This is a genomic window from Actinoplanes italicus (assembly GCF_003001815.1).
GTDB classification, from domain to species: domain Bacteria; phylum Actinomycetota; class Actinomycetes; order Mycobacteriales; family Micromonosporaceae; genus Actinoplanes; species Actinoplanes italicus.
Map to the genome: position 1 here is coordinate 189,301 of NZ_PVMZ01000012.1, position 24,187 is coordinate 213,487.

Below are 24,187 nucleotides of genomic sequence, written 5' to 3' on the forward strand. Positions count from 1 at the left end.
GGTCCTGGCCGTCGCCTCGCGGAATCCGCTCATGTCGCCGGCCCTCCCTAGTTCTTCTCGTATGGAGTGTTTCTCCAACTGAGTATTACTCGACTTGAGAACAACCTAGCGCAGTCGTGAGCCCTCGTCAACGCCCTTCGTCGTCGGCTTCTCAGGCCCACATCTCAATGACGGTCGAGAACGCGGCGCTCGGACAGGTCGGGAAGGTGGCGGGCGGCAGTGACGAAGTCGTTGTCGTCAGGCAGGACGGTCAGCCCACCGACAGCGCCGCGGGCGCAGATCAGAAATCCAGACAGGAGAGAGCGATGCGCGCCGGCCCGCCCTGGCGGGGTTGTGCTCGGGAGAGCGGTGTTGTGGTGGGCCGGTGTGGCGGCAGTGAGGTCACACATAGCTGTAGCGGGTGACCTTGACGTCGCGGTGGCGACGGTGGGCGTCCACGGCTTGGCTGTGTGGGACCGGGCCGTCGTTGCCGGCGACGCCAGGAACACACGCGAAGCCCGTGCGTGTGTTCTGCGGTTTGTCGGCGGGTGGCGGCGGTACGCGGGAACCGTCCGTTGCGGTCGTTGGGCGGCCCGGGATGTGCGGGGCCTGCGGGGCGGCGGGTGGGTGGCGAAGCGGCCGGTATCACCGAGCCGGCCGTCGGCCGAGCACCGCCGACGCCCCAGCCGGACAACCGTCCCGGGAAGCCGGCGAGCCGTACCCGAAACCCCGGTACGGCTCGCCGATTCACACCCCGACTACGAAAGCTCTCTAGAGCCGTTGGTTGATCCTGTCGCGATCGAACTCGTCCGGATTGAACTGGCCGGCGTCATCGAGGCCGAGCCATTCCAGCCGTTCCTGATGCTCGGGATGGCCGGGATCGGCGAGAACCTCGATCAGCTCCTGGTATCCCCAGACACCGCCGCAGTCGTCGGGTGGTGCCGCGCGCCGCCCGCCGACGCAGACCGGAAGTTTGACGGCCGGGTCGGCGGGTGTGGTCTTCTCGACCAGGATGTCGTGTTCCCAGTCGTCGCCGAAGTCGTACGTGTATCGGATCTTGTCCTTGACCGCGGGGGTGACCTGTTCGAGGGTGACGGCGTTGTCGGACCGGTGCCCGAGGTCGCGATCGGCCTGACCGAACTGACCGTAGGCGGTGTCGAAAACGTGCAGGTGATCGCCGTCCCAGCCGAACGCGCCGAGGATCGCCTGGTGAAGCCGGTGGAGAGTGATGTCGCCGGGCACCAGCAGGCGACGCCAGATCGGTGGCTTCGCGCCGCGCAGACCGACCTTGATCTGGTAGGTCGGCGCCGGCCCGTCGGACTTCTTGCGCTTGGCCGGCAGTTTCTGCGGCAGCGGTCGACGAGCGGCGGGCAGGCCGAACGCCGGGCCGCCGGAGTCGCCGACCAGGGCGGCGAACTGCTGGAGCACGTCCAGCGTGGTCCGGTCGGCGGTGTGGGCGGACGCGGACGCGCCGCGCGGTCGGCGAGCGGGCGGCAGGGTCTCCAGGCGACTACGGGTGAGCACGGCGAGCGGTGCGAATCCCGGTCCGTCGTCGATCGGCTCCGGACCTTCCGGGACGCCGTCGTCGACCATCCCCTCCTCCTCGTCGTGGACGTCGCGTACCTCCAAGGCCTGCTCGACATACCAGCGGAACTCCGGTGCGCCGAGCTTCTTGGTTCGTATCGTCACCCTGTCCTGCCGGGCGCCCCGGTGGATGGCGGCGATCGCGGCCGACAGCCCCTCCGTGTCGAGCAGGTAGATGTCCTCCGCGGCACCGCAGTGCAGGTGATCGACCGTGATCATCAGCGCGTGGTCACGGCCGGCCCGCTGAAAGACACCGATCAGCACCGACAGGTTGTCCTGGTCGTCATGCATCCGGGTGAACGGTCCCGCGGTCAGCGGCTGTGCCAGGTCGCCGGCCCAGACCGGCTCCGCGACACCAGCGGCGCGCAGGCGGGCGGCGGCCGCCCGAGCAGTCTCGGTCACCGGGTTCGCCGCGTCACCGCCCATCGCACCGATCGCGGTGAGCAGCGTCAACGCGGCCTGGCTGCCGCGCGCCTCGACCGCGGGGAGGAAAGCACCGGCGAACCCCGCCATCCACTCGTCGCCGTCGGCCCGGCTCATCGCCACGAACATCGCACCGGCCAGCTCCGCATCGAGCGGATCGTCGATCTCGGCAAGGGCTGATGCGTCATCGACCAGGTCGGCCAGCATCTGTTCGGGATCCACGCCGCCGCCCGCGCACTCGGGACAGCCGCAGGCCTGCTCCGGGCCGGGCACGACGGTGAGATCCGGGCGGCGGGAGCGGCTGTCGCGACGCTTGGCGGGGCGTCGGCTTCGAGGACTCATCGCGCCAGTCTGCCGAAGGCGGTGTCGATCAGATGACCGCCCCCCTCATCTGACCCGGTCCTTCCAGGGCGGTTCATCGCACCCGGTTCTCCCTGGCCGGCCCATCGCACCCGGTTCTCCCTGGGCGGTTCATCCCACCCGGTCCTCCCTCGCCGGTTCATCCCACCCGGTCATCCCTGACCGGGCGGAGCAGTGCCGGGTGTAGCAGCCGGGCGTCGCCGGCCCGGTAGAGCTTGGCCTTCGGCCCGCCCCGATCCCCGCCGCGCGCCGTCGTCGTGCCGGTGCTCTCCACGAACCCGGGCACCGACAACACCTTCCGGTGGAAGTTGCCGGCGTGCAGGTCTTCGCCCCACACGGCGGCGTAGACCTGCCGCAGCTCGCCGATCGTGAACTCGGGCCCGGTGAACGCGGTCGCCAGAGGCGTGTACTCGAGCTTGCCCCGGGCCCGCTCCAGCGCGTCGGCGAGGATCGTGTCGTGGTCGAATGCCAGATCCTTCGCCTCGTCGACCGGAACCCAGTAGGCACGGGCGGCGTCGCTGCCCGCGGTCGGTTCGGGCAGACTCGGCGCGAACGCCAGGTAGGCCACCGAGACGACGCGCATCCGGGGATCACGGCCGGGATCCCCGTACGACCCGAGTTGTTCCAGATGAACCCGGTCCAGTTCCCCCGCGCCGGGGGTCAGTCCGGTCTCCTCGGCCAGTTCCCGCAGCGCTGCCGCCCCCAGGGGCTCGTCTTTGACGAATCCGCCGGGTAGGGCCCGCCGCCCGGCGAAGGGCTGAGCGCCGCGCTCGACGAGGAGCACGCAGAGCCGCCCGTCGCGGATGGTCAGCGCCACCACGTCGACGGTCACCGCCACCGCCGCGTATTTCCGGGGGTCGTATCCCGCCAGGAAGCTGGTCTCATCCATCGCTTCGTCCTCGCGCTCGTCGTCCGTCGTCCGCCTCGGCCGGAGTTATTCTTAGCACGAGTCTTACTTGGCGCCGACCGTCCCCGGGCGCGAAAAACCCGTCGTCTCGCGGCTGGCGAGGCGACGGGCTATTGGACGGAATCGGTCAGCTGTGCTCGTAGGTGAGGCAGTCCGCCTTGTCCGCGGAGGCCCCCACGGTAATGGCCGGAGCCTGACACTCGAGGTCCTTGTTGTACTTGCAGTCGGCCCGCTTGCAGGCGCCCACCTGAGCGGTGGCGATGCCCATCCCGCCCGAGAGCCCCGACCCCACGAACGTGCCGCACTCCGAGTTCACCTCACCGATCGTGATGGCGAACGCGGTGCAGCCGTCGTGGTTGTAGCCACAGTCCGTGACGGTGCACGTCTGGACGCGGGGCATGTTCATCATCTGGGTCACGACGCTTCTCCTTTGCCGGCAGTTCGATGCGACTCGCTATCAAGGTATCCATTCTTCAGTGGAATGACACCTTTCCGCGGTTACATTCTCGAAAATCAAGAATGGTTAGGAGAGGCTTACTTTCCTCGATTTAGGCAAGGCAAACCTGACGCAATTCCTATGGCCGCCCGGGGTCTTATCGGTCATCGTCGACTTGTTGGCCGGAGGTGGCAGCCTAGCCCGTACCGTGACCTTCGTCTGACATATGAGTATGTTTCCGACTTTCCCATGCCGAACCGCATCCAATAGTTACGCTTCCGGCGAGATGGCCCGCGACGGTTCACCGAGCGCATGGGCCCGACAAATCCAGCGACGCGGTCCCTCAGGACCCGTAGGAGGACCTCGCATGAGCAAGTCCAAGTCCAGCATCACCCGGCGTCGTCTCGGCCGCGCCGGGCTTGCGACAGGAGCCGCCACGACGCTCCTGACCGCGTTGAGCGCTGCTCCGGCCTTCGCGGCAGCCGGCACGCTTACTCTCAGCTCGACCGGTGGCCCGACCGGCGGTGGCAACACGATCGTGGCTACCTTCGCGACCAACCCGACGTCACCCAACCCGACGTCGTTCGGGTCGACGACAGCCGCATACTTCGTCGCTGCCACCACCGCGACAGCCACCTCCGTGACCTGCCCCACCACGTACCCGAGCTCGGCGCCGGCCACGAACCTGGTGGCGACCGGTTCGCCGGCGCTGAAGGTCCTGGCGCCCAACAAGATCGCCGTGGTGGTCCCGGCCGGCGTGGCAGTGAACAACAGCATCAACCGCTACGGCCTCTGCACCTACTCCGCCAACACATCAGGTGCGGCGCTGATCGCGAGCGGGCAGTACACCGTCGGAACCAAGCCCAAGATCGATGCTGTCGGCGCCGTGTCGCCGATGAGCGGGCCGGCACTCGGTGGCACCACCATCACGGTCAAGGGCACCGGATTCGTGGCCAACACCACGGCCCAGCCCACCAACACGACCGCGACCATCGACGGTGAGCCGCTGACGGACATCGTGGTGGCCGGCAACGGCAACAGCTTCACGGCCAAGACGCCGCCGCACGCGGCTGGTGGTCCCTTCCTGCTGGCGGTCACCACGCCTGGCGGTTCAGTGAACACCTTGGGTGACACCACGGGGAAGGCGAGCCTGTTCAACTACTCGAACGGCATCGTGGTTTCGCCGAACACCGCGCCGAACCACAACGGATCGGTGGACCTTGACGTCCTCGGTGTCGGCTTCTCGAACTACTCCTTCGAGGCCACGAAGGGCGGCACGACCCGCTCGGCGAACGGTCACGTCTACCTCACGGCAGGCGGTTACAACCCGCTTAGCAACAGTGGGGCGAAGACCAACCCGGAACTGACCGAGTGCATCAACGTTCTGGTGATCACTGACGAGGAGCTGCTGTGCAGCCTCCCGCTCAACCACACGTTCACCAACCCGACGAGCGGCACAACGGGCGTCCTGACCGCCGCGACCGCGAAGACGGGGAAGGTCATCACGGCGACGAGCGGATCGAACCAGATCACCTCGCCGGCGTCGGGTGGCACCGCCATGGGCTTCACTCAGGCCGACGTCGGCATGGTGCTCGACGCGGGTGACGGCACGACGACCTTCGACGCGGGCACGCTGATCACCGCCGTTGCCAGCCCGACCAGCGCGACCGTGTCGAACAACGCGAAGGGTAACCTGGTTGCCGGAACGGGCGCTGGTCTCACCAACGCCCGGCCGATCGCCAACGTCACGGTCACCAACTCGACCACGCTGACCGCCGCGAGCGGTAGCTTCACCCAGGCTGACATCGGGCGCACGGTCGTCTCCGCTTCGGCTCTCACCACAGACCCGAAGCTTGCGGACAACACCACCATCATCGCGATCGGCACCGGTGGCACCACCGCGACACTGAGTGCCCCGATCACCGGCACGCTTCCCGGCAGCCCGCTGGCCGCTGACATCAGCGTCCAGCAGTCCGTCCCGGTCGCCAACGGCACCTACACGATCACGGTCGTGAACGACGGCGCCGTCGGTGCACAGCTTTCAGCCACCTACTCGCAGTCGATCATCTCCAGTGGTTCGACCTTCACCGTCGCGGACTACTGATTCTGAGGAAACCTGATCGGTGGACCCGGAGCAGCGTTCCGGGTCCACCGGCATTTCCGGCGCAATTCTTTCGGAGATTCCCGGCATGCCGGCGAAACCGCTGATGATCATGCTTTCTCTGAAAGAATTCTGAATGAGCGCCTTCTGGTTGCGCTCCAATTCCTGGATCGACGCGCGGTCGCGTATGTCCGGATCCGCGCGTGCGAAATCGTTCACAAGTCGGGGTCGTGAACCCTGCGTAATTTGGAGGACTCAATGGGAAAAGGACGTAGGGTCGTCGCGCGCTGCGGCACCCGGGCGCTGGTGGTGGCCACCGTGGCCGCCGGCGGGCTTGCTGCGGTTGCCGCTCCGGCGTATGCGGCGGTGCCGACGGTCAGCAGCGTCGTCGTGGCGGGCACCACCAACAAGGTGGTCACCAGTGGAACCACGGTTCTGATCACGGGCACCGGTTTCAGCGGTATGACGGACAACGCTGCTGCCGGCGGGTGCAGCATCGCTCCGATCGCCTGGCCGACCGCGAACTCGGGCTGCTCCCAGGTCCGATTCGTTGGTGTGTCCGCGAACGCCACCACCGGCTATACCTTGGCGACCAGGTACAACGTCATTTCCGACACTCAGATGTACGCCACGGTGCCCACGATTACGCCGGTCGACGGTACGACCGCGGGCTCACCGGCTGCGGGAACGGGCTCAATTCGTGTGCAGGTGGTGAACACCACGGCTACCGGCACTTCAAGCGGTGTGAGTGTCTCCAGCCAGAGCGAGATCTTCTACCGTGCCCCGCTCACCGCATCGCTCGGGGGTACCGATGTGAACGCGAATCCGCTCGGAGGTGGAACGCTTCCCGTCCAGATCACCGCGGGTGTCGCTCCCATGACGACGTCGGCGTTGTTCACCGCGGAGAAGATCACCGCCTATCTGTCGAGCACGGTCGGAGGGTCGCCGACGGTGGCACCGGCAAACGTCACCTGGAAGGATGCCGACGAGGTCAATGTCGCGCTGCCTCCGCAGAGTGCCACCGGCGACTACGTCAGTGTCATGCTGGTCCATGACGGGGTCGCCGGGACTGCCGACAGTGATGATCTCAAGTTCCCGTCTGTCATCACCGGTATTCAAAGTTGTGCCGATGCGGCTGCGACGAGCACCTGGATCGGAGCACCTACTACCACCTTCCCCACCTGTACCGGAACGGCGAACGCGCCGACATCGGGCGCCGCAGCCTTCAAGATCACAGGTAAAGGGCTGACCAGTTCTGCGGGTACGTGGAGCTTCGATGGCACCGGCGGCACAGTGACGGAAACCTGCCTGGTCGCGTCCGACACGACGGTCTACTGCCACATCTCGGTGACGACACCGCCGCCTTCCGGGGTTGCCCCGGTGACCTTCACACCGACCGCGGTTGGCTCCAGCGCCGCGGCGGCCCTGGTTCCTACGGCCGGCGGGATCGTGCTCTACAGCACTCTCGTCTGAGCTGGCACTCTCGTCTGAGCTACAGCTAGATCCCAGAATGCCCGGTCCCTCAGGGGCCGGGCATTCATCCTCAGGACGGAATCGCTGATCAGCCCATCCGCTTCCATTCCCTTTCCAGGGCGGCGACGCCTTCCTGGGGAGTGGGGTTCTTCTTGAGGTCCACGGTGATCGTGTAGACGCTCTTCTTCGGAGTCAGTCGCCAGCACATCAACATGGTCGGCTTCTCCTTGGGCTCCACGTTCTCGCTCACCTGGACCGTGCGGGAACACCGGGCGTTGCGGAACGGCTTCCCCTCATCGGCTATCCAGGCCAGTTCCCGGAAATTGGTGAGGTCCTGGCGGCTGGAGACGATCCGCATCATCCGCCGGTTGTCCTTGAGAGTGCCGTTCTCCACGGTTCGCACCTTGCCGGGGTCGGCTTTGGAGGGCTCCCGAAGCCGTTGCCGGCGCACTTCCGTACCCATGCGCTTGTTCGCGTTCCGGGCGTCGTCGAGTCTCTCCGCCGTGCTCTTGGGTTTGTCCGTGGCGGCCGCATCGGGGGCCACCGGCCCCATCGGCTGAGCCCTCGCCGCGGCGCCGGCAGCCACCTCGGCGCCCGACATCGCCTGCTGCGCCACCGATCGTGATGCGGGCGGTGCGCTTTCGGAGTCGCGTTCCGGCGCCATCGGACCGGACGCCAGGAATGCGCCGGTGCCGATTATGGACGCCAGTCCGGCGGCTCCCAGGAGTGTCCGCCCACGCCGTACTCTCGCTCGTTCATGGTCGATGTTTCTCATCTGATCTGTCCTCTTCAGGATTTCGCCGTGACGGGAGGGCGGAGTCAACTCAGCTTTTCCCATTCGCGATCGATGACCTTGGCGCTTTCCTCGACGGAGGGAGTTCCGTCCGGATCCACGGACAACACGGCCACGCTGCGGCTGGCCGAGGTACGCCAGCAGAGCAGCATGGTGGGGCGTTCGACACCGAGATCGCCCTGGCTGAAGCGGAAGCTCTGGGTGCACCTGTTGGGGCCGACAGTCCTGCCCTCATCGCCGGCCCACAGGAGCGGGCGCTGCCCGGTGAGGTCTCCTTCGGCCGTGGTGATCCGCATGGTGCCCCCGCCCGGCAGATTCCGGGTGGTCTCCGTTCCGGGTGCCGAATCTGCGTCGGGCTCCAGCGGCCGCTGGAGCGGGAAGCCGTGTTCCGCTGCCTTCTGGCGCGCGGTCGTCACCTCCTTGCGTACCTCCCCGGGATCTCTCTCCTGCTGGGCCGCTTGGGCGCCCGCCCCGCTCGTCTGCTGATCGGAAGGGGATACGGCTGCCGACGGCGTGGGTGAGAGGACTGCGGTCGAGGGTGTGGAGACGGGCGCGATCGGCCGGACATCCTCGGCCATCGGTACGTCGTCGCTGATGATCGCTGAGGTTGTCAGATAGGCGCCGATGCCGAGGACCGCGGCTAGACCGGCCGCACCGGCGACGGCGCGGGATCGGGTACGGCCGGACTTTCCGAGCCGCGCCGGCGCCGCACGGTGACCGTCGTCGCCGGGATGGTCGTCTTCGCTGGTCATGATGTGTTGCCTTTCGGGTTCGGCTGTCGGCCCACCGCCGCCTGACGGCGGACCCCGCACTCCCATGTTTCCAATACAGCGGACAATTCGTGCCAGAAACGTTGATTGTGGCAAGCCGGTTTCGGGCGTGCCCCTGAGCTGTCGAGATCATCTCGCGTTCTACGCGAATACGGTGTAATCGGTCGTTACGCTGCCTGGGAAGTGGCCGTGAGCCGGCCGCCACGCCCGTGGGAGGTACCGCGCAATGGTTCGAGGATGCGGCCGGATCGGAATGGTGACCGCCGCTGCGGCCGTCGTCGTGCTGTCCGGTACCAGCGCACCGGCCATGGCAGCGTCAGGTATGACGCTGAGCAGCACGACCGGTCCCAGCGGAGGCGGCGCCACCATCACCGGCACGGTCTCCGCGGGTGGTCCCTTCGTGCCCGGCAGTATGCCGACGGTCCAGTTCCAATACATCGGGACCGGCTCCTCGACATGCGCCGCGAGGCCCAAGGAGATAGCCCAGATCGCCGTCACCGACACGACCGCGACGGCCGGTGTGCTGACGGTCCGGCCCGAGGCGGTGAAACGCCTCTCCACCACGAAGATCGCTTTCGAGGTTCCGTCCAGCGCCTACCCGGATCTGGACGGTGACGGGAACCCCAGCCAGATCAATCCCACCGGTCTGGTCCTGGCGGGCACGCAGACCTCAGCGAGGTGGAACGTCTGCGTCTACGACAGTGACTCCCTGGACAGCGGGAATCTACTGGCCATGAGCACCTACACGGTGGTGCCGCGGCCATCGATCACCGGTGTCGTCCCGGCGAGCGGTTCCGCGGTGGGTGGTCAGTTGATCACTGTCACCGGCACCGGGTTCAGCTCGACCGGGTCCGGGGTGTCCGGCTCGATCGGTGGTGCGGACCTGACGAGCATCACCGTGGCGCCGAACGGAAACAGTTTCACCGCGATGACCGGGCCTCGGGCCGCGGACAGTGGACTCGCTTTGACGGTGAACACTCCCGGCGGCACCGTGAGCAGCCTCGACCCGGACAACAACGGGCAGCCGGAGGACGGCGACCCCGCCACCATCGATGCGCCGATCCCCTTCACCTACAGCAACGGCATCCGGATACTGCCGAACACCGCTCCCGTAGGCGCGAAGGTCGATGTGGATGTCATCGGCGCCGGCTTCTCCGACCTGACCTTCGTCGAAGGTGGCTCGCCGACGGACAGCAATGCGCATGTGTTCCTGGTCAAGGACGTCTACGTGCCGGGTAGCAACCGGGGCGTGGCGGAATGCACCGACGTGGTGATCGTGAACGACACCGAGCTGGTCTGCACTCTGGACCTGGGTGCCGACCAGTTGAGCCCTGTCACCAGCTTGACGGTGCCGAACACGCCGATCGCCGAAGGCGCCTACGTCCTGACCGTCGTCGCGAACGGCGACCTGGCGGTCAGTGACTCCGTCGCGAAGCCCACGATCGTCAGCAGCGGGGCCGTCTTCGCCGTCTCGCCCTACTGACGGGGACCTCCTGCCGCTGGGCCTGCAACCGAGCCGCAACCGACAAAAGAATCACCGCTGAATCCGGCGAGCCGATGCTCCTTCCCGACCGCAACGGGAGGGGCTTCAAGGATGAGGGTTCAGCTGCTCAGGTATGCCGCCGGTGCCGTTGCGGCGGGGGCGTTCGCCGCGGTGGGGGTCTACGCGCTGCCGACCGGCACGGTCAGGTGGCAGCCGGTCACCTACGGGCTGACGCAGAGCGCGGACGAGCTGGTTCCGGCGATCGTCTCGGTGGCGAAGCCCGCCCGGGTGGTCAGCACCACCGTCGGCGTGGACGGGAAGCCGGTGGTCAAGGTCGGGCAGGCCACCGACCGGGCGGGTGCCGTCAAGCTGATCAAGGACCGGCAGCTGGCGGACGGTGTGGTGAGTGTCGAGATCGACACCCCCGTGCACGCGCTGGGCGTACCCACCGGATCGGATCCTTATCGGTCTCAGCAGTGGGACTTCGCCAAGATGCGCGTGGCGGAGGCCTGGCAGAAGTCGACCGGAAGTGGCGTCGTCGTCGCCGTCATCGACACGGGGGTGGACTCGACGCACCCGGATCTGGGGGCGAACGTGCTCCGCGGCTACGACGCGGTCACGAACAGGGCCGGAACCGTCACCGACGGCAACGGGCACGGCACCCACGTGGCGGGCACCATCGCGGCGGTGACCGGCAACGGGCTCGGCATCTCGGCGGTCGCGCCGCACGCGAAGATCCTGCCGGTCAAGGTGCTCGCCGACGACGGCAGCGGCTACTCGTCGGACACCGCGGAGGGCATCGTCTGGGCCGCCGACAACGGCGCCAAGGTGATCAACATGTCGCTGGGCGGGCCGTCGCGGAGTCCGGCGGTGACCAACGCGGTCGCCTATGCGCGCAGCAAGGGTGTCACCGTGGTGGCGGCGGCCGGCAACGAGCGTCAGGACGGCAGCCCGACCTCATACCCGGGTGCCGACGAGGGCGTGATCGCGGTCGCGGCGACGACCTCGGCCGACACCTTCGCGCCCTACTCGAACGCCGGGAGCTACGTCGACGTCGCGGCGCCGGGCAGCGCCATCATCAGCACGTACCCCCAGAAGCTCGGCCAAGCCTATGCCTCGCTGAACGGAACCTCGATGGCCTCGCCGCACGTCGCGGCGGTGGCCGCGCTGCTCAAGGCCCACCAGCCGCAGCTGACGCCGGACCAGATCGAGTCGGCGCTGGAGAAGTCCGCCGTGGACCTGGGCACGAGGGGCTTCGACAGGGACTACGGGAACGGGCGCGTCGACGCCGTCGCGGCACTGAACGCGGTCACGCCGACGAAGCCGCCGACCACCGCGCCCACGACGGCCCCGACCACCACCCCGACGTCCGCGCCGACGTCCGGTCCGACTCCGACGCCGAGCGCCAGCACCCCGGCCGCGCCGAAGAGCACCCCGCTCATCACCACGAACGTCACCACCCGTGAGGTGGTGCACGGGTCGAAGGCGTCGGTCACGTTCACCATCCGGGTCGCGGGCAAGACCATCACCCGTATGCCGGTACGGCTGTGCGTCTCCGAAAGCGTCGCCGAAAGCGGCGGCGAGCCCGTCTGCACCGACACGACGACCACCACCTCCGGCACCGTCGCGGTGACACGCACCGCCACGGCCGGGTTCAAGGTCCACATCGAGGTCCCCGAGACCGCGACGACCGCGGCCGCGACGTCGCCGGCCGCGACGTTCACGGTCCGGGCCAAGGTCGTCGCCAAGCGCACCGCCAAGGGGGTGATGTCGGTGGCGATGCTCGGCGTCGACGGGCAGACCGTGCAGGTCCAGCAGTACGTGAACCGCGTCTGGTCGAACGTCGGCGAGTTCCCCGCGGCCGCGATGACCACGGTGAGCGGGCTGATTCCCGGCAAGCAGTACCGCGTGGTCGTGCCGGACACCATCGCGATCCTGGGGGTGGCGAGCACGCCGATAACCGCTTGAAAGCCGCTTGAGAAGTCGGGATCCGCTGCTCCGGATCGGCAACGGTCTGACACCGGCTCGTACAACCCTCCCCCTCGAATCTGATTGCAGGTCGTTCGAGGGGGAGGAAACAGTTTTGAAGAAGGTCCAGATCCGCAAGTTCGCGTTCGGTGCCGTTGCCGCGGGGGCGCTCGCCGCCGTCGGTGTGTTCGCTCTCCCGTCGGGCAGCGCGGACTGGGCGCCGGTGAGCTACGGGCTGACCACGTCGCCGGAGCGTATGGTTCCCGCGACGGTCTCCGAGGCCGCGCCGGCACGGGTCGTGTCGACGACGATCGACTCCGACGGCCGGCCGGTCGTCACCGTCAAGGAGGCCACCGACAAGGCGTCCGCGATCAAGCTGGTCGAGGACGCCCAGAAGGCGGAGAACGCGATCGGCGTCGAGATGGACGCCAAGGTGTACGCGCTCGGCGTGCCCACCGGTTCGGACCCGAGCCGCTCCCAGCAGTGGGGGCTCGACAAGATCCGTACGAACGAGGCCTGGCAGCGCTCGACCGGTGCCGGCGTGAAGGTCGCCGTCATCGACAGCGGCGTCGACGCCACGCACCCGGACCTGCAGGGCAACGTGCTCAGCGGTTTCGACGCGATCACCGACCGGGCCGGCAGCACCACCGACCGGCACGGGCACGGCACCCACGTGGCCGGCACCATCGCGGCCGTGACCGGCAATGACATCGGTGTCGCGGCGGTCGCGCCGGACGTCAAGATCATCCCGGTGAAGGTGCTGTCCGACAGCGGCTCCGGCAACATGTCCGACACCGCCGAGGGCATCATCTGGGCGGCCGACAACGGCGCGCAGATCCTCAACATGTCGCTCGGCTCGACCTCCAAGGTCGCCGCGGTGACCAACGCGATCTCGTACGCCCGCAGCAAGGGTGTCACGGTCATCGCCGCCGTCGGCAACGACCGTGAGAAGGGCAGCCCGACGTCGTACCCGGGCGCGGACGCCGGTGTCATCGGTGTCGCCGCGACCGACTCCGGCGACCGGATCGGCCACTACTCGACGGCCGGCAACTACGTCGACGTCGCCGCGCCCGGCACCAACATCCTGAGCACCTACCCGGGTGGCCAGTACAAGTCGATGATGGGCACCTCGATGGCGACACCGCACGTCGCCGCGGTGGCCGCGCTGCTCAAGAGCTACCAGCCGTCGCTGACACCGGACCAGATCGAGGCCGCCCTCGAGAAGTCGGCGGTCGACCTGGGTCAGCCCGGTTTCGACAACGACTTCGGCAACGGCCGCATCGACGCGGTGGCCGCCCTGAACGCGGTCGCCCCGGCCACCACCGCGCCGACGACCCCGCCCACGAAGGCCCCGACCAGCGCGCCGACGACGCCTCCCACCAAGGCTCCGACCACGCCTCCGACGAAGGCGCCGATCACCAGCGCTCCCGTGACGACCCCGCCGACCACGGCCCCGACCGTGCCCGGGACCAAGGTCAAGCCGGTGATCACCGCGAACACCGCCGGCGGTGAGGTGACCTACGGGACGAACGTCGGCACCACCTTCACGATCACGGCCGGCGGACAGGCGTGGGCGCGCAAGCCGGTGCAGGTCTGTGTCACCGAGGGCGGCACCGCGCACTCCTGCACCATCACCACGACCACCGACCTGGGCACCGTGCAGGTGAACCGGACGGCCAAGGCGTACTTCCGGGTCGTCGTGACCGCCGCGGCCACCACGGAGAGCGAGGCCGTCACCTCGACGGCGGTCGGCTACCGGGTCTGGGCCACGGCGACGCTGGCCAAGAACGCTTTCGGTCAGGTGCAGGCGACCCTGGTCGGTGCGATCGGCCGGGCCACCCAGATTCAGCAGTCGGTCAACGGCGAGTGGCGGACCGTCGGTGCCTACACCGCGCCGGTCTCGCCGATGAAGGTCACGCTGACCGGCCTGCGGCCCGGCCAGACCTACCGCGTCGTCGTTCCGGAAAACACCACGATCATGGGTGTCACCAGCGCGTCGATCGTCGCCTGACGATCCCGCTCACTCCAGCCGGGCCCACTCCTGGCTGATCACATCGGCGCACTCGGCGGCGAGGGACTCGTCCCTCGCCGCCGAAGTCATGGTGATCACGCTGCGGGTCGCCGACATCCGCCAGCACAGCATGGTGGCCGGCCCGCCCAGCGGCACCTCCGGCTGCGAGGTGATGTCGGAGGTGCACCGCGTCCCGTCCCCGGCCGGTTCGCCCGCATCCCCGGCGAGCTGCATCTCACGCTCGCCGGACAGGTCGCGGCGGGCGGTCACCACCCGGATGGTGCCGTCGCCGAACGCCCGGTCCGCGACGTAGGTGCGCTGGCTGATCCCGAGTCGTTCGCGCAGGTCCTCGACAGCGTCCGCGGCGCGGGACTCGTCATGCGGATCCGGGCTCGCCTGACGGCTAGCCTCGGGCGAGACCATCGGGCTGCGTTCAACGGGTGCGGCATTCTTGGTCAATCTCGGTGTACGGGTGACCGACGGCTCCGGCTCCTCCGAGGCGATCTCGTCCGAGGCCGGGGACTGCGGGGCCAGCGCGGCCGGCTCGGGGAGACTCGGCTGCCCCTCGTCCATCAGCTGCGTCGCCAGGAACCCGGCGCCGGCCAGCACCGCGGCGGCGCCGGCGATCCCGACCGCGACCTGCTTACGTCGCAGTGCCGATCGCTGCGGGGTGGCCGCGGCCGTGGACGCGTACAGGCCGCCCTCGGTTTCCTGCGGTTCCTGCTGTTCGTGCTCGTCGTAGGCCATCTCACCGTCCTCGCCCACCCGGGCTCTTCGCCGCCTGTTCCCTCGGCCGGCGTGCTTCGGCGCTCCCCGGGCTGCGCCACCCGGGCTCTTCGCCGCCTGTTCCCTCGGCCGGCGTGGCTCGGCGCTCCCGGGCTGCGCCCCGCCGGTCCGCCCGGCCCTGCTTCCGCTGGTCTGCCCGTCCCATGGTCCCAAAGAACGGTACATATCGGGCGGGAATCCCTTTCTCGGCCGGAGCGGTGGTGTCGGCATGCCGTCATCGCGGGGGCCGTCGGGGCGACAGGAACGCCGCTTGCGTCGTACCGCCGCCTCTTCCCGGGGTCGACCTTGAGCCGCGTACTGCCGCAGGTCGCGCCGGAGCCCGGTCGCCCGAGCCGCCGCCGGAGACCCTGCGTGACCGGCCCGGAACGACCGGTGCCGATGGCTCGGACGGGCGTCACCCGGACAAGCGAGCGAGGCCGCCGAGTGGTTGACCGCCGCACGATGCGCGCGCAAGGTGTGGTGAAACGCGGGTGCGATGGCGGGCGGACCCGTATGCAGCCGTTCATCGTGCCCGCGCCAGGAAGAGAGCGGCCACGTGCGATGACCGGGATCGGTGATCAGACGGAACACAGCCCGGCCCGGCCGTCCTGGGACTGCCTGTCATGCGGCCGGCCGTGGCCCTGCGACCCGGCCCGCGAGGAACTGGCCCGCGGCAACGGCCGGGTGGACCTGGCCGTGCGCATGTGGGACTACCTCGAGGAGGCCGCCCGGGACATGCCCCAGGCGCCCGCCTCCGAGCTCTTCGACCGCTTCCTCCGCTGGACCGACTGACCGGCTGCCTTCCCTTCGGTGGGTCAGTGGAGGCCCGCGACCGCAGCGTCGGTGCCACCGCGCCAGATGATCCCCGCCTCGCGGAATCCGGCCGCCCGCAGTGCCTCGACGTGCCACGACGCGGGTGGCAGCCATTCCTGACCGTGCCGTTCGGACGGATAGATCCGCTCCCGCTCGGCGGCCTTCGGTGCGAGCTGCCCGTCGGCGGCGGCGAGCGCCCACCAATGTGGCCAGGAGGTGGCGGCGCCGGACGTGTACGCCGCCTCCCGCCGGACCCGCCCGTGATCGAGCAGCTTGCGGGAGAGTTCCGGCAGGCCCTCCTCCTCCATGTGGTCGGCGTTCGCGAAGATCCCGCCCGGGCGCAGCACCTGGAGGATCTCGGCATAGAGCGCGCTCACCCGCTCGGCGGGCAGCCAGTGCAGTGCCGTCGCGGTCAGCACCGCGTCGAACGGCTCGTCCGGCAGCTTGGCCCGCCAGCCCGGATCGCCCAGGTCCGCGTCGACGATCGTCGCCCGGTCCCGCAGTGACGACTCGGCGATCGTGAGCAGCACCGGGTCCTGATCGAGCACCGTGAGCCGCGCGCCGGGGAACCGGGCCAGTGTCCGCAGCGAGATCGTGCCCGTACCGCCGGCCAGGTCGAGCAGCCGTGGTGGCTCGCCCCCGGTGACCGCGGCGACGGCGTCGAGCATCGCCGCGAACCGGTGCTCGCGGTCCGGCATGAACGCCTCCTGCTGGCGATCCCAGCTTTCCTGCCATGCCTGATGGTTCTTCAGGTAAGCACTCATATTCCTTACGCTACTTACATTTCACGGCTCGCTCAAGCCGTCGTGCTCTTCTCGGTCAGGCGCTCGGCGAACGCTCGCAGATCACGCCGTTCGATCGCCGCGGCCATCAGGTCCGGGAACGCGTCCGGAGTGCAGGCGAAAGCCGGGACACCGAGTGCCGCGAGCGCCGCCGCGTTCTCGTGGTCGTAGGCCGGCGCACCCTCGTCGGAGAGCGCCAGCAGCACCACCACCTGCACACCGGCGGCCGTCATCTCGGCCACCCGGCGCAGCATCTCCTCCCGTACGCCGCCCTCGTAAAGATCGCTGATGAGCACGAAGATGCTGTCCCGTGGCCGGGTGATCAGCTGCTGGGAGTAGGCGATCGCCCGGTTGATGTCGGTGCCGCCGCCGAGCTGGGTACCGAACAGCACCTCGACCGGGTCGGCCAGCTCATCGGTCAGATCCACCACCGCGGTGTCGAAGACCACCAGCGACGTGCGCAGCGACCGCATCGACGCCAGCACCGCCGCGAACACCCCGGAGAACACCACCGAGGCGGCCATCGAACCGGACTGGTCGACGCAGAGCACCACGTCCCGCTGCACCGCGGAGCTGCGCCGGCCGTACCCGATCAGGCGTTCCGGGATCACCGTGCGGTGTTCGGCCAGGTAGTGCTTGAGGTTGGCCCGGATGGTGCGATCCCAGTCGATGTCGGCGTGCCGTGGCCGGCTGATCCGGGCGGCCCGGTTCAACGCGCCGGTCACCGCGGCGCGGGTCTGTTGCGTGATGCGTCGCTCCAGCTCCTCCACGACGGTACGGACCACCTGCCGCGCCGCCTCACGGGTGGCGTCCGGCATGACCCGGTTCAGCGAGAGCAGCGTGCCGACCAGGTGGACGTCGGGCTCCACGGCGGCGAGCATCTCGGGTTCGAGCAGAAGGCGGGTCAGATCGAGGCGCTCGATCGCGTCGGCCTGCATCACCTGGACCACCGTGCTGGGGAAGTACTCGCGGATGTCGCCGAGCCAACGCGCCACCTTCGGCGCCGAGCCGCCGAGCCCGGCCGACCGTTTCGCCGGCCGTTCCTCGGCCGGTCCGGCGTCGTAGAGCGCGGCCATCGCGGCGTCCATCGCCCCGTCACGCCCCTCGGCCTTGCCGAGGGACTCGTCCGCGGCCCCGCCGAGTACCAGCCGCCACCGCCGGAGCCGCTCCCGGGCCGCCTCGTCCCCGTCGCTCATGCTGTCCCCTTCGTGCCTGTCAGGCGGCGGCCGAGCAGGGCGCCGAGCGTGGTCAGAGGTGCGGCGGCCCGTTCCGCGTCGATCGCCGCGGCGGTGTCCGCGGATGCGGCCCGGCCGCCGGCCACCCGTTCGCCGACGGCCCGCCGCTCCCCGGAGTCGAACCCGCCGAACGTGCGCCGCAACAGCGGCAGCACGCTGTCGAACGCGTCCGCCGGAATGTCCGCCAGCCAGTCGTCGACCAGCGACAGCAGCGCCTCGTCGTGGACCAGCAGCAGCCCGCCACCGGAAAGGAAGCCCTCCACCCAGGCCGCCGCGTGCGCCGGCGGGGTGCCAACGGTCAGCGGCAGCCGGAGCCGGCGGCGGACCTCGGCGCCGTCCAGCCGTCCGGCGTCCAGCAGCAGCCGGGTCAGCCGCCCGGCCGGCAGACCGTGCAGCCCGGGCCGGGCGGCCAGCGACGCGATCGTGCCGAGCCAGCGTTCCCGCAGCGAATCGTCGGCGAGCAGGCCGACCGCCCGGTGCACCCCGTCCATGCCGTCCCGCAGCTGCCGGGCGGCCTCGTCGGAGAGCGAACCGGCCGCCGACGGCAGCGCCGCACACACCCGGCCGAGCAGGCTGGCGGTCACCGTCGCCAGGCCGGCCACGTCGGTCCTGCGCACATCGCCGTACCGCAGCGTGCGCGCCAGCGCCGGGATCGCCGCCATCAGATGATGCACGTCGGCGTCGAGCGCGGCGCGGGTGTCGAGCGCGGCCAGCACCGGTGGGTACGCGTCCGCCAGATCGGCGAGCAGGCACAGCTCCACCAGCTCGGTGACCTCGGCCAGCGTCGTCGCGTCCCGGGCGCGGCGGGCGACCCGGGCGGTCGCGGCCGACGCGACGGTCGTGCCCCACATGCTGCCCTCGACCAGCCGGACCGCGAACTCCGGCTGCCACAGCAGCCGCCACTCCTCCCGGAACGTCCCGGCCCCGCGACGGGTCGCGGCCCGCTGACCCCACGGCACGGCCAGGACACCGAGACGGTGCAGCAGCCGGCTGCGCCGCAGATCGTTGTCCTGACGCAGGTCCAGGTCGAGATCGCGTTCCGTGGCGGCGGGCTTGAGGCGCAGCGACCGCTGCTGAGCGGTCAGATCACGGACCAGCGGCATGGCCGGCATGTCGTCCGGAACGGAACCGAGACGCTCGCCGACGACCAGACGGCGGGCGATCAGCTCCGCCCGTAGCGGCTCACCGTCGCACATCACCGCCTCGGCGGCCTCGGTCACCTCGGCCAGCCCGGCGAGCGGACGTCCGCGCAGCGTCGCCAGGGCCTCGGCGAGGCGCGCGGCCTCGATCACATGCGCCGACGACGTGGGTACGCCCTCCGCGCGCAGCACCCCCGCCGCGTCCACCAGCCAGCGGACCACGACGTCGTCGCCCGTCGTGAACAGATGGTGGTACCAGCCCGGCGACCGGACCCCGGCGCCGTACCCGGACCAGGACGCCAGCCTCCCGTACGTCCACGGCACCCAGGTGAACGCCACCTTGCCCTTCGGACGTCCCTTGAGCAGCGCGGTGTCGTCCTTGACCGCCACCTTCCGGGTCAGCGCCGGCACGTGCCAGGCCCCGCAGACCACTGCGATCTCCTCGTGCCGCCGCCGCTCCTCGCGCAGCACCGACCGCATGTACGCCTCACGCAGCAGATCGTCCGGATCCTCCGGCGACGTCTCCCGGATCGCCGTCATCGCCTCCGCGATCGCCTCGAACACCGGCACGCCACGGTGCTCGACCACGTCCTCCCACCAGCGCTCCGGATCGTCGTAGCCGGCCGCCGCGGCCAGTTCCCCGATCGGGTCGACGGGCCGCAGCGGTGGCTCGTCCAGCGCGGGCTCCACCTGCTCGTCCGGGTCCGGCTCAATCATGGCGGCCGGTGTGGCCCCGCTCAGGGCGGCTTTGTTCAGTGCGGCTCTGTTCAGCGCGGACCCGCTCAGTGCGCTCCTGCCGAGTACGGTCCTGTTCAGCGCGGCCCCGCCCAGGTCACCGGCGGTGGGTGAGGGGGCGACCGGACCGGTCCCGGCACCCGGCGCGACACGGTAGGCGTACGGAAGATCGAAGAAACGCACACGGACGCCGTGCCGGACCGCCCACCTGATCGCCTGCCATTCCGGTGAGAAGACCGCGAACGGCCAGAAGGCGGCCCTTCCCGGATCGTCGACGGCGTAGCCGAGCAGTGCGACCGGCGGCTCGAGACCCCCGTCGGCCACCCACCTGACCAGGTCGTCGGCCTCCGGCGGCCCCTCGATCAGCAGGACCTCCGGCGGATTCGCCGTCAGCTCGCGCACCACCGCACGGGCCGAGCCCGGCCCGTGGTGCCGGATGCCGTAGATCCGTTCAGGCATCGCGGGCGGCCCGGTAGAAGTCGAGCCACCCGGACCGCTCCCGCACGACCGTCTCGAGGTACTCCCGCCAGACGACGCCGTCGGACACCGGATCCTTGATCACCGCACCGGTGATGCCGGCCGCCACGTCACCGGGGTGCAGGGTGCCGTCGCCGAAGTGGGCGGCGAGCGCCATCCCGTTCGTGACCACCGAGATCGCCTCGGCGGTCGACAGGGTCCCGGTCGGCGATTTCAGTTTGGTACGCCCGTCCTCGGTCATCCCCGACCGCAGCTCCCGGAAGACCGTCACCACGCGGCGGATCTCCTCCAGCGCGGCCGGCACCTCCGGTAGCTCCAGCGCCTTGCCGAGCTGAGCCACCCGCCGCGCGACGATCTCCACCTCGTCGTCGGCGCTGGCCGGCATCGGCAGCACGACGGTGTTGAACCGGCGGCGCAGCGCGCTGGACAGCTCGTTGACCCCGCGGTCACGGTCGTTGGCGGTGGCGATCAAATTGAACCCGCGCTGCGCCTGAACCTCGGTGTTCAGCTCGGGAACCGGCAGCGTCTTCTCGGACAGGATGGTGATCAGCGCGTCCTGCACGTCGGACGGCACGCGGGTCAGCTCCTCGAGGCGGGCGATCGCCCCGGTCCGCATGGCACGCATCACCGGGCTCGGCACCAGAGCCGCGTCGGTCGGGCCCTCGGCGAGCAGACGGGCGTAGTTCCACCCGTAGCGGATGGCCTCCTCGGCGGTGCCGGCTGTGCCCTGGATCAGCAGGGTCGAGTCACCCGAGATCGCGGCCGCGAGATGCTCCGACACCCACGTCTTGGCGGTGCCGGGGACGCCGAGCAGCAGCAGCGCTCGGTCGGTGGCCAGCGTGGAGACGGCCACCTCCATGAGGCGGCGCGGCCCCACGTACTTCGGGGTGATCTTCGCGCCGTCCCCGAGCAGATAGGTGACCACGGCCTGTGGCGACAGCCGCCAGCCCGGCGGCCGCGGACGATCGTCGGCGGCGGCGAGCAGGGCCAGCTCCTCGGCGTACTGGTCCTCGGCGTGCGGGCGCAGTGTGGTCACTGAAGCTCCTGAAGCATCTCTAGGCGGAAGGTGAGAGTGCGGGCCAGCTCGGCCACCGGCCGCACCCGCGACGGATCGACGATCTGGTCCAGCCGGGCGGCGAGGCGCCCGGCCAGGTCGGCATACTCCGGTGGCATGGCCAGCCCGGCCGCCCGGCACAGCTCGCCGAGCTGCCAGGTGTGCCGATCGGTACGGGCGCGGTGTTCCACCGTCTCCAGGACCGCCACCGACAGCTCGTCCGGCCACGGGCCCGGATGCAGCGACAACAACCGCTGCGCCGACCCGTCCTCGGAGCGCAGTGCCTCGGCGGCGAGCCGGGCCAGCCGGTCCGGTGGCAGCACCAGGTGCAGGTCCCACCGGACCGCCTCACGCAGCGTCCCGGAGCTCCCGGCCAGCAGCGCAGTCGCCCACCCGGCGTCGCGCTGCGCCACCGCGGCCTTGGCCCAGCCGTGCAGCAGCGGGTTGGCCCAGTCGTGCCCGCGGGCCACGGCGAGCCAACCGGCCGGGTCGAGGCCGGCCCACGTGTCGAGTGGAGTGCCGGCGACCACCTCCTCCAGCAGCCACGCACCGGCGCCGATCCCGCGCACCGGCGTCGCCCCGACACCGTCACGTCGCAGGTCACGGTCGAGTTCGGCGGGCGGCTCGACGGTCAGCCGGTCGTCGTCGAGGCGCACCGCGGCCCGGGCCCGGGCGGCCATCCGACGCCCCAGCGCCGCCCCGGGCAGATGGCGCAGCAGGTCGAGGGCGGCCTCACGGACCTCCTTGCGGCGGTCGTCGAGAGCTCGCTCCAGCAGCGGTTCGTCGCGCAGCGACAGACCCGGCCCGAACGTGGCCAGGAACCGGGCACGATTCTCCGAGGACTCCTCTGTCCATGTGCTTTCCAGCAGCTCACGGGCCCGATCGGGGTCGACGCCGCGCAGCGCCGACAGATGGCCCAGGCGCTCGGTCGTGCTCGCGGTCGTCCAGTCGCCGGCGAGCACCGGCGCCGCCTCCTCGAGCAGCCAGCGCCAGTCGGCCCGCTGCCCGGCCAGCCAGGCGCCCCGCCGCCCGGAGACGCGGGCCATCCCGGCCCGGATCGACGTGTTGCGGCGACCCGCCTCCAGCAGATCGGGCAGTATCGCCGGCGGCACGATCCCGCCCCGCGACGCCGCCGCGGTCAGCCACTGTGCGAGTAGTTCCTGCTCGTGGTGACCGCCGCCGGGCGCTCCGCCCCCGAGAATCCGTGCCAGCCGCACCGAAGCGGCCGCCGGTAGGGGAGCGTCGGTCTCCGCGGGCGCGGGAGCCATCGGAACGTGTCCGATCTCCGGCTCCACCCCGGCCCGCCGGCAGATGAGAGCGACCGCCGCAGCCTCGAGCAGAACAGCCGCAGGTTCGTCACTTCCGGCGGGTGGAGCCGCCGGTTTGCCCTGGTCGGCGGTTGCGGAGGACTCGGCGGTCGCGGAGGGCTCGGCGGCGGTGGATCGGGTGCCGCCGAGGTCGACGGCCAGCGATCCCACCCGCACGGTGTGGCCCGACCACGGCCGTCGGCCGGTGCCGACCAGGGCGGCCGTCAGCAACTCGGGCGGCAGCTCGGCCACCCGGCGGCCCGAGGGATCAGGCACCGGTGGCGCGGTCGGCACGAACGTGCCGTCCACCCAGGCCGCGAGTGGCCTCAGCCCGCGCGGCGACCACTCCGCCGCGACGGTCGCGGGCGCCGCCCCCGCCGCCGCGAGCAGCCACCACGGCTCCCGGTGCCCGGGCGCGAGCGGCAGGGCGGAACCCTCGCGATCGACCAGGTGACCACCGGACGTCGGCCGGACATCGGAAAGGAGCATCGGAGAGTCGTACCGCCAAGGCTCTCCGGCCAGAAGTGACGCCCACCGGGACAGACTCGCCGTGATCGGCCCGGCGCCGTCCGGCGAGCCGAACGGCTCGGTGGCCGAGACACGCTCGGCGACGAGGGCCCGCAGCGGTGCCGCGCCCGGATAGAAGCAGAGGTCGCCGCGGAACTCCGTGCCCGGCACCAGGTCGGCGGCGAGTGGCTGGCCGGGTGCCGCGAACGACAGGACCAGCGCGAACCGGCCCGTCCCGGAACCGTGCAGCCACGTGCGGCGGCTGGTCAGCGTCCCCTCGTCGGTCTCCACCTGCCCGAGGACCTGCCACCGGTCGGCGACTCGCGGCCCGGCCAGCACATCCTCGGCCGAGGTCGGGAAGCCGATGCGGGAACGGACGGTCGCCGCCAGCGCCGGGTCGAGCGTGTCGAGACGCGAGTGGCCGGCGACGAGCAGGCGCAGAAGGGCCAGCTCGCCGAGGAGCCGGTCGGCCCACTGCGGTCCGACACCTGCGAACCCGCCGAGCCGCCGGACCGCGTTCGCGGCACCGGGCGCCTGTGCGTCGACTAGCCGGGCCGCCATCGCCTCGAACGGCTGCGGCCCGGACCGTGCGGCCGCCGCCAGACCCTGCTCGACCTGGTCGTCGAGCCAGCGCCGCAGCTCGGCCATGCCACCGGCGACCCGGTCGGCGCGGCCCTGGGCCCGTTTGGCGGCCGCCACCGGGTCGGGGGTCGTGGGCTTCGCGCGCGCCACGCGGGCGGACTGCCACGCCGTGGCCCACTCGGGTGGGGGAGAAGAGCCGGCACCGGAATCGGACCAGTGCAGCAGCAGGCCGAGCACGTGCTTGCAGGGGATCTTGCGGCTTGGGCAGGAGCATTTGAACGCGGGCCCGGCCAGGTCGGCGGCGACCTGGTAGCTCCGGCAGAGTCCCCAGAGGACCTCGCCGGTCAGGCCGGTGGCGGCGAACTGGCCGGCGACACCGCGCGCGTTGCGCAGCGAGGCGGGGTCGGGCGCGAGCGCCTCGACCTGAGCGGCGGACCATCGTTCAACGGGCACGGAACGACCCTAGGCCCCGGGTACGACGTTTTCCCGTTCCCGCAGGCGGC

At 70.3% G+C, this 24,187-nt stretch carries 17 protein-coding genes; 6 read left to right on the forward strand and 11 right to left on the reverse strand.

Annotated elements, in window-relative coordinates; all coding sequences use genetic code 11:
- Positions 1–750 precede the first annotated feature (750 nt).
- The 3 genes from CLV67_RS27865 to CLV67_RS27875 form a co-directional block, all read right to left on the reverse strand.
- Positions 751–2,328 (reverse strand): plasmid pRiA4b ORF-3 family protein, encoded by a 1,578-nt coding sequence (locus CLV67_RS27865; protein ID WP_203737394.1) that lies wholly within the window; start codon positions 2,326–2,328, stop codon positions 751–753.
- A 157-nt stretch (positions 2,329–2,485) separates the two neighbouring features.
- The gene (locus tag CLV67_RS27870) at positions 2,486–3,235 is read right to left on the reverse strand and encodes an NUDIX hydrolase (RefSeq protein WP_106323504.1); all 750 of its coding nucleotides are present in this window, start codon (positions 3,233–3,235) and stop codon (positions 2,486–2,488) included.
- A gap of 145 nt (positions 3,236–3,380) precedes the next feature.
- Entirely contained in the window at positions 3,381–3,671 is a 291-nt protein-coding gene (locus CLV67_RS27875; protein WP_106323506.1) for a DUF1540 domain-containing protein, read from the reverse strand.
- Between the two features lie 385 nt (positions 3,672–4,056).
- Here CLV67_RS27875 and CLV67_RS27880 point away from each other — a divergent pair, with 385 nt between their 5' ends.
- Together CLV67_RS27880 and CLV67_RS27885 are read left to right on the forward strand one after the other, a co-directional pair.
- Positions 4,057–5,793 (forward strand): IPT/TIG domain-containing protein, encoded by a 1,737-nt coding sequence (locus tag CLV67_RS27880; RefSeq protein WP_170154024.1) that lies wholly within the window; start codon positions 4,057–4,059, stop codon positions 5,791–5,793.
- A 255-nt stretch (positions 5,794–6,048) separates the two neighbouring features.
- A complete protein-coding gene (locus tag CLV67_RS27885) occupies positions 6,049–7,263 on the forward strand; it encodes a hypothetical protein (protein WP_146169311.1) in 1,215 nt (404 codons plus the stop codon).
- 88 nt (positions 7,264–7,351) lie between these two features.
- Here CLV67_RS27885 and CLV67_RS27890 read toward each other — a convergent pair whose 3' ends face one another.
- Both CLV67_RS27890 and CLV67_RS27895 read right to left on the reverse strand, forming a co-directional pair.
- Positions 7,352–7,927, reverse strand: coding sequence for a hypothetical protein (locus tag CLV67_RS27890; protein ID WP_146169312.1), 576 nt, complete (start codon positions 7,925–7,927; stop codon positions 7,352–7,354).
- A gap of 155 nt (positions 7,928–8,082) precedes the next feature.
- Positions 8,083–8,808 (reverse strand): hypothetical protein, encoded by a 726-nt coding sequence (locus CLV67_RS27895; RefSeq protein ID WP_106323514.1) that lies wholly within the window; start codon positions 8,806–8,808, stop codon positions 8,083–8,085.
- A 271-nt stretch (positions 8,809–9,079) separates the two neighbouring features.
- Between CLV67_RS27895 and CLV67_RS27900 the strand changes: the two genes are divergently transcribed.
- The 3 genes from CLV67_RS27900 to CLV67_RS27910 all read left to right on the forward strand — a co-directional run bounded on the left by CLV67_RS27900 (position 9,080) and on the right by CLV67_RS27910 (position 14,288).
- Complete coding sequence (locus CLV67_RS27900; RefSeq protein WP_170154025.1) at positions 9,080–10,309, forward strand: IPT/TIG domain-containing protein; 1,230 nt, start codon at positions 9,080–9,082, stop codon at positions 10,307–10,309.
- A 111-nt stretch (positions 10,310–10,420) separates the two neighbouring features.
- A complete protein-coding gene (locus tag CLV67_RS27905) occupies positions 10,421–12,277 on the forward strand; it encodes a S8 family peptidase (RefSeq protein WP_106323518.1) in 1,857 nt (618 codons plus the stop codon).
- 115 nt (positions 12,278–12,392) lie between these two features.
- Complete coding sequence (locus tag CLV67_RS27910; protein ID WP_106323520.1) at positions 12,393–14,288, forward strand: S8 family peptidase; 1,896 nt, start codon at positions 12,393–12,395, stop codon at positions 14,286–14,288.
- 9 nt (positions 14,289–14,297) lie between these two features.
- On the opposite strand, the gene CLV67_RS27915 is transcribed toward CLV67_RS27910, so the two are convergent.
- Entirely contained in the window at positions 14,298–15,053 is a 756-nt protein-coding gene (locus tag CLV67_RS27915; RefSeq protein ID WP_106323522.1) for a hypothetical protein, read from the reverse strand.
- Positions 15,054–15,614: 561 nt separating this feature from the next.
- On the opposite strand from CLV67_RS27915, the gene CLV67_RS27920 reads away from it, so the two are divergent.
- The gene (locus CLV67_RS27920) at positions 15,615–15,845 is read left to right on the forward strand and encodes a hypothetical protein (RefSeq protein WP_106323524.1); all 231 of its coding nucleotides are present in this window, start codon (positions 15,615–15,617) and stop codon (positions 15,843–15,845) included.
- A gap of 23 nt (positions 15,846–15,868) precedes the next feature.
- On the opposite strand, the gene CLV67_RS27925 is transcribed toward CLV67_RS27920, so the two are convergent.
- From CLV67_RS27925 to CLV67_RS27945, 5 genes are read right to left on the reverse strand one after another with little or no spacing between them, the layout of a single operon-like run.
- Positions 15,869–16,630 (reverse strand): class I SAM-dependent methyltransferase, encoded by a 762-nt coding sequence (locus tag CLV67_RS27925; protein WP_106323526.1) that lies wholly within the window; start codon positions 16,628–16,630, stop codon positions 15,869–15,871.
- A gap of 32 nt (positions 16,631–16,662) precedes the next feature.
- Entirely contained in the window at positions 16,663–17,844 is a 1,182-nt protein-coding gene (locus CLV67_RS27930) for a VWA domain-containing protein (protein WP_106323528.1), read from the reverse strand.
- Positions 17,841–20,216, reverse strand: a complete 2,376-nt coding sequence (locus CLV67_RS27935; RefSeq protein ID WP_106323530.1) for a DUF5682 family protein — start codon at positions 20,214–20,216, stop codon at positions 17,841–17,843. The genes CLV67_RS27930 and CLV67_RS27935 overlap by 4 nt, the downstream gene beginning before the upstream one ends.
- A complete protein-coding gene (locus CLV67_RS27940) occupies positions 20,209–21,270 on the reverse strand; it encodes an ATP-binding protein (protein WP_106323532.1) in 1,062 nt (353 codons plus the stop codon). Before CLV67_RS27940 ends, CLV67_RS27935 begins: the two co-directional genes overlap by 8 nt.
- Entirely contained in the window at positions 21,267–24,137 is a 2,871-nt protein-coding gene (locus CLV67_RS27945; RefSeq protein ID WP_106323534.1) for an SWIM zinc finger family protein, read from the reverse strand. The genes CLV67_RS27940 and CLV67_RS27945 overlap by 4 nt, the downstream gene beginning before the upstream one ends.
- Positions 24,138–24,187: the final 50 nt, after the last annotated feature.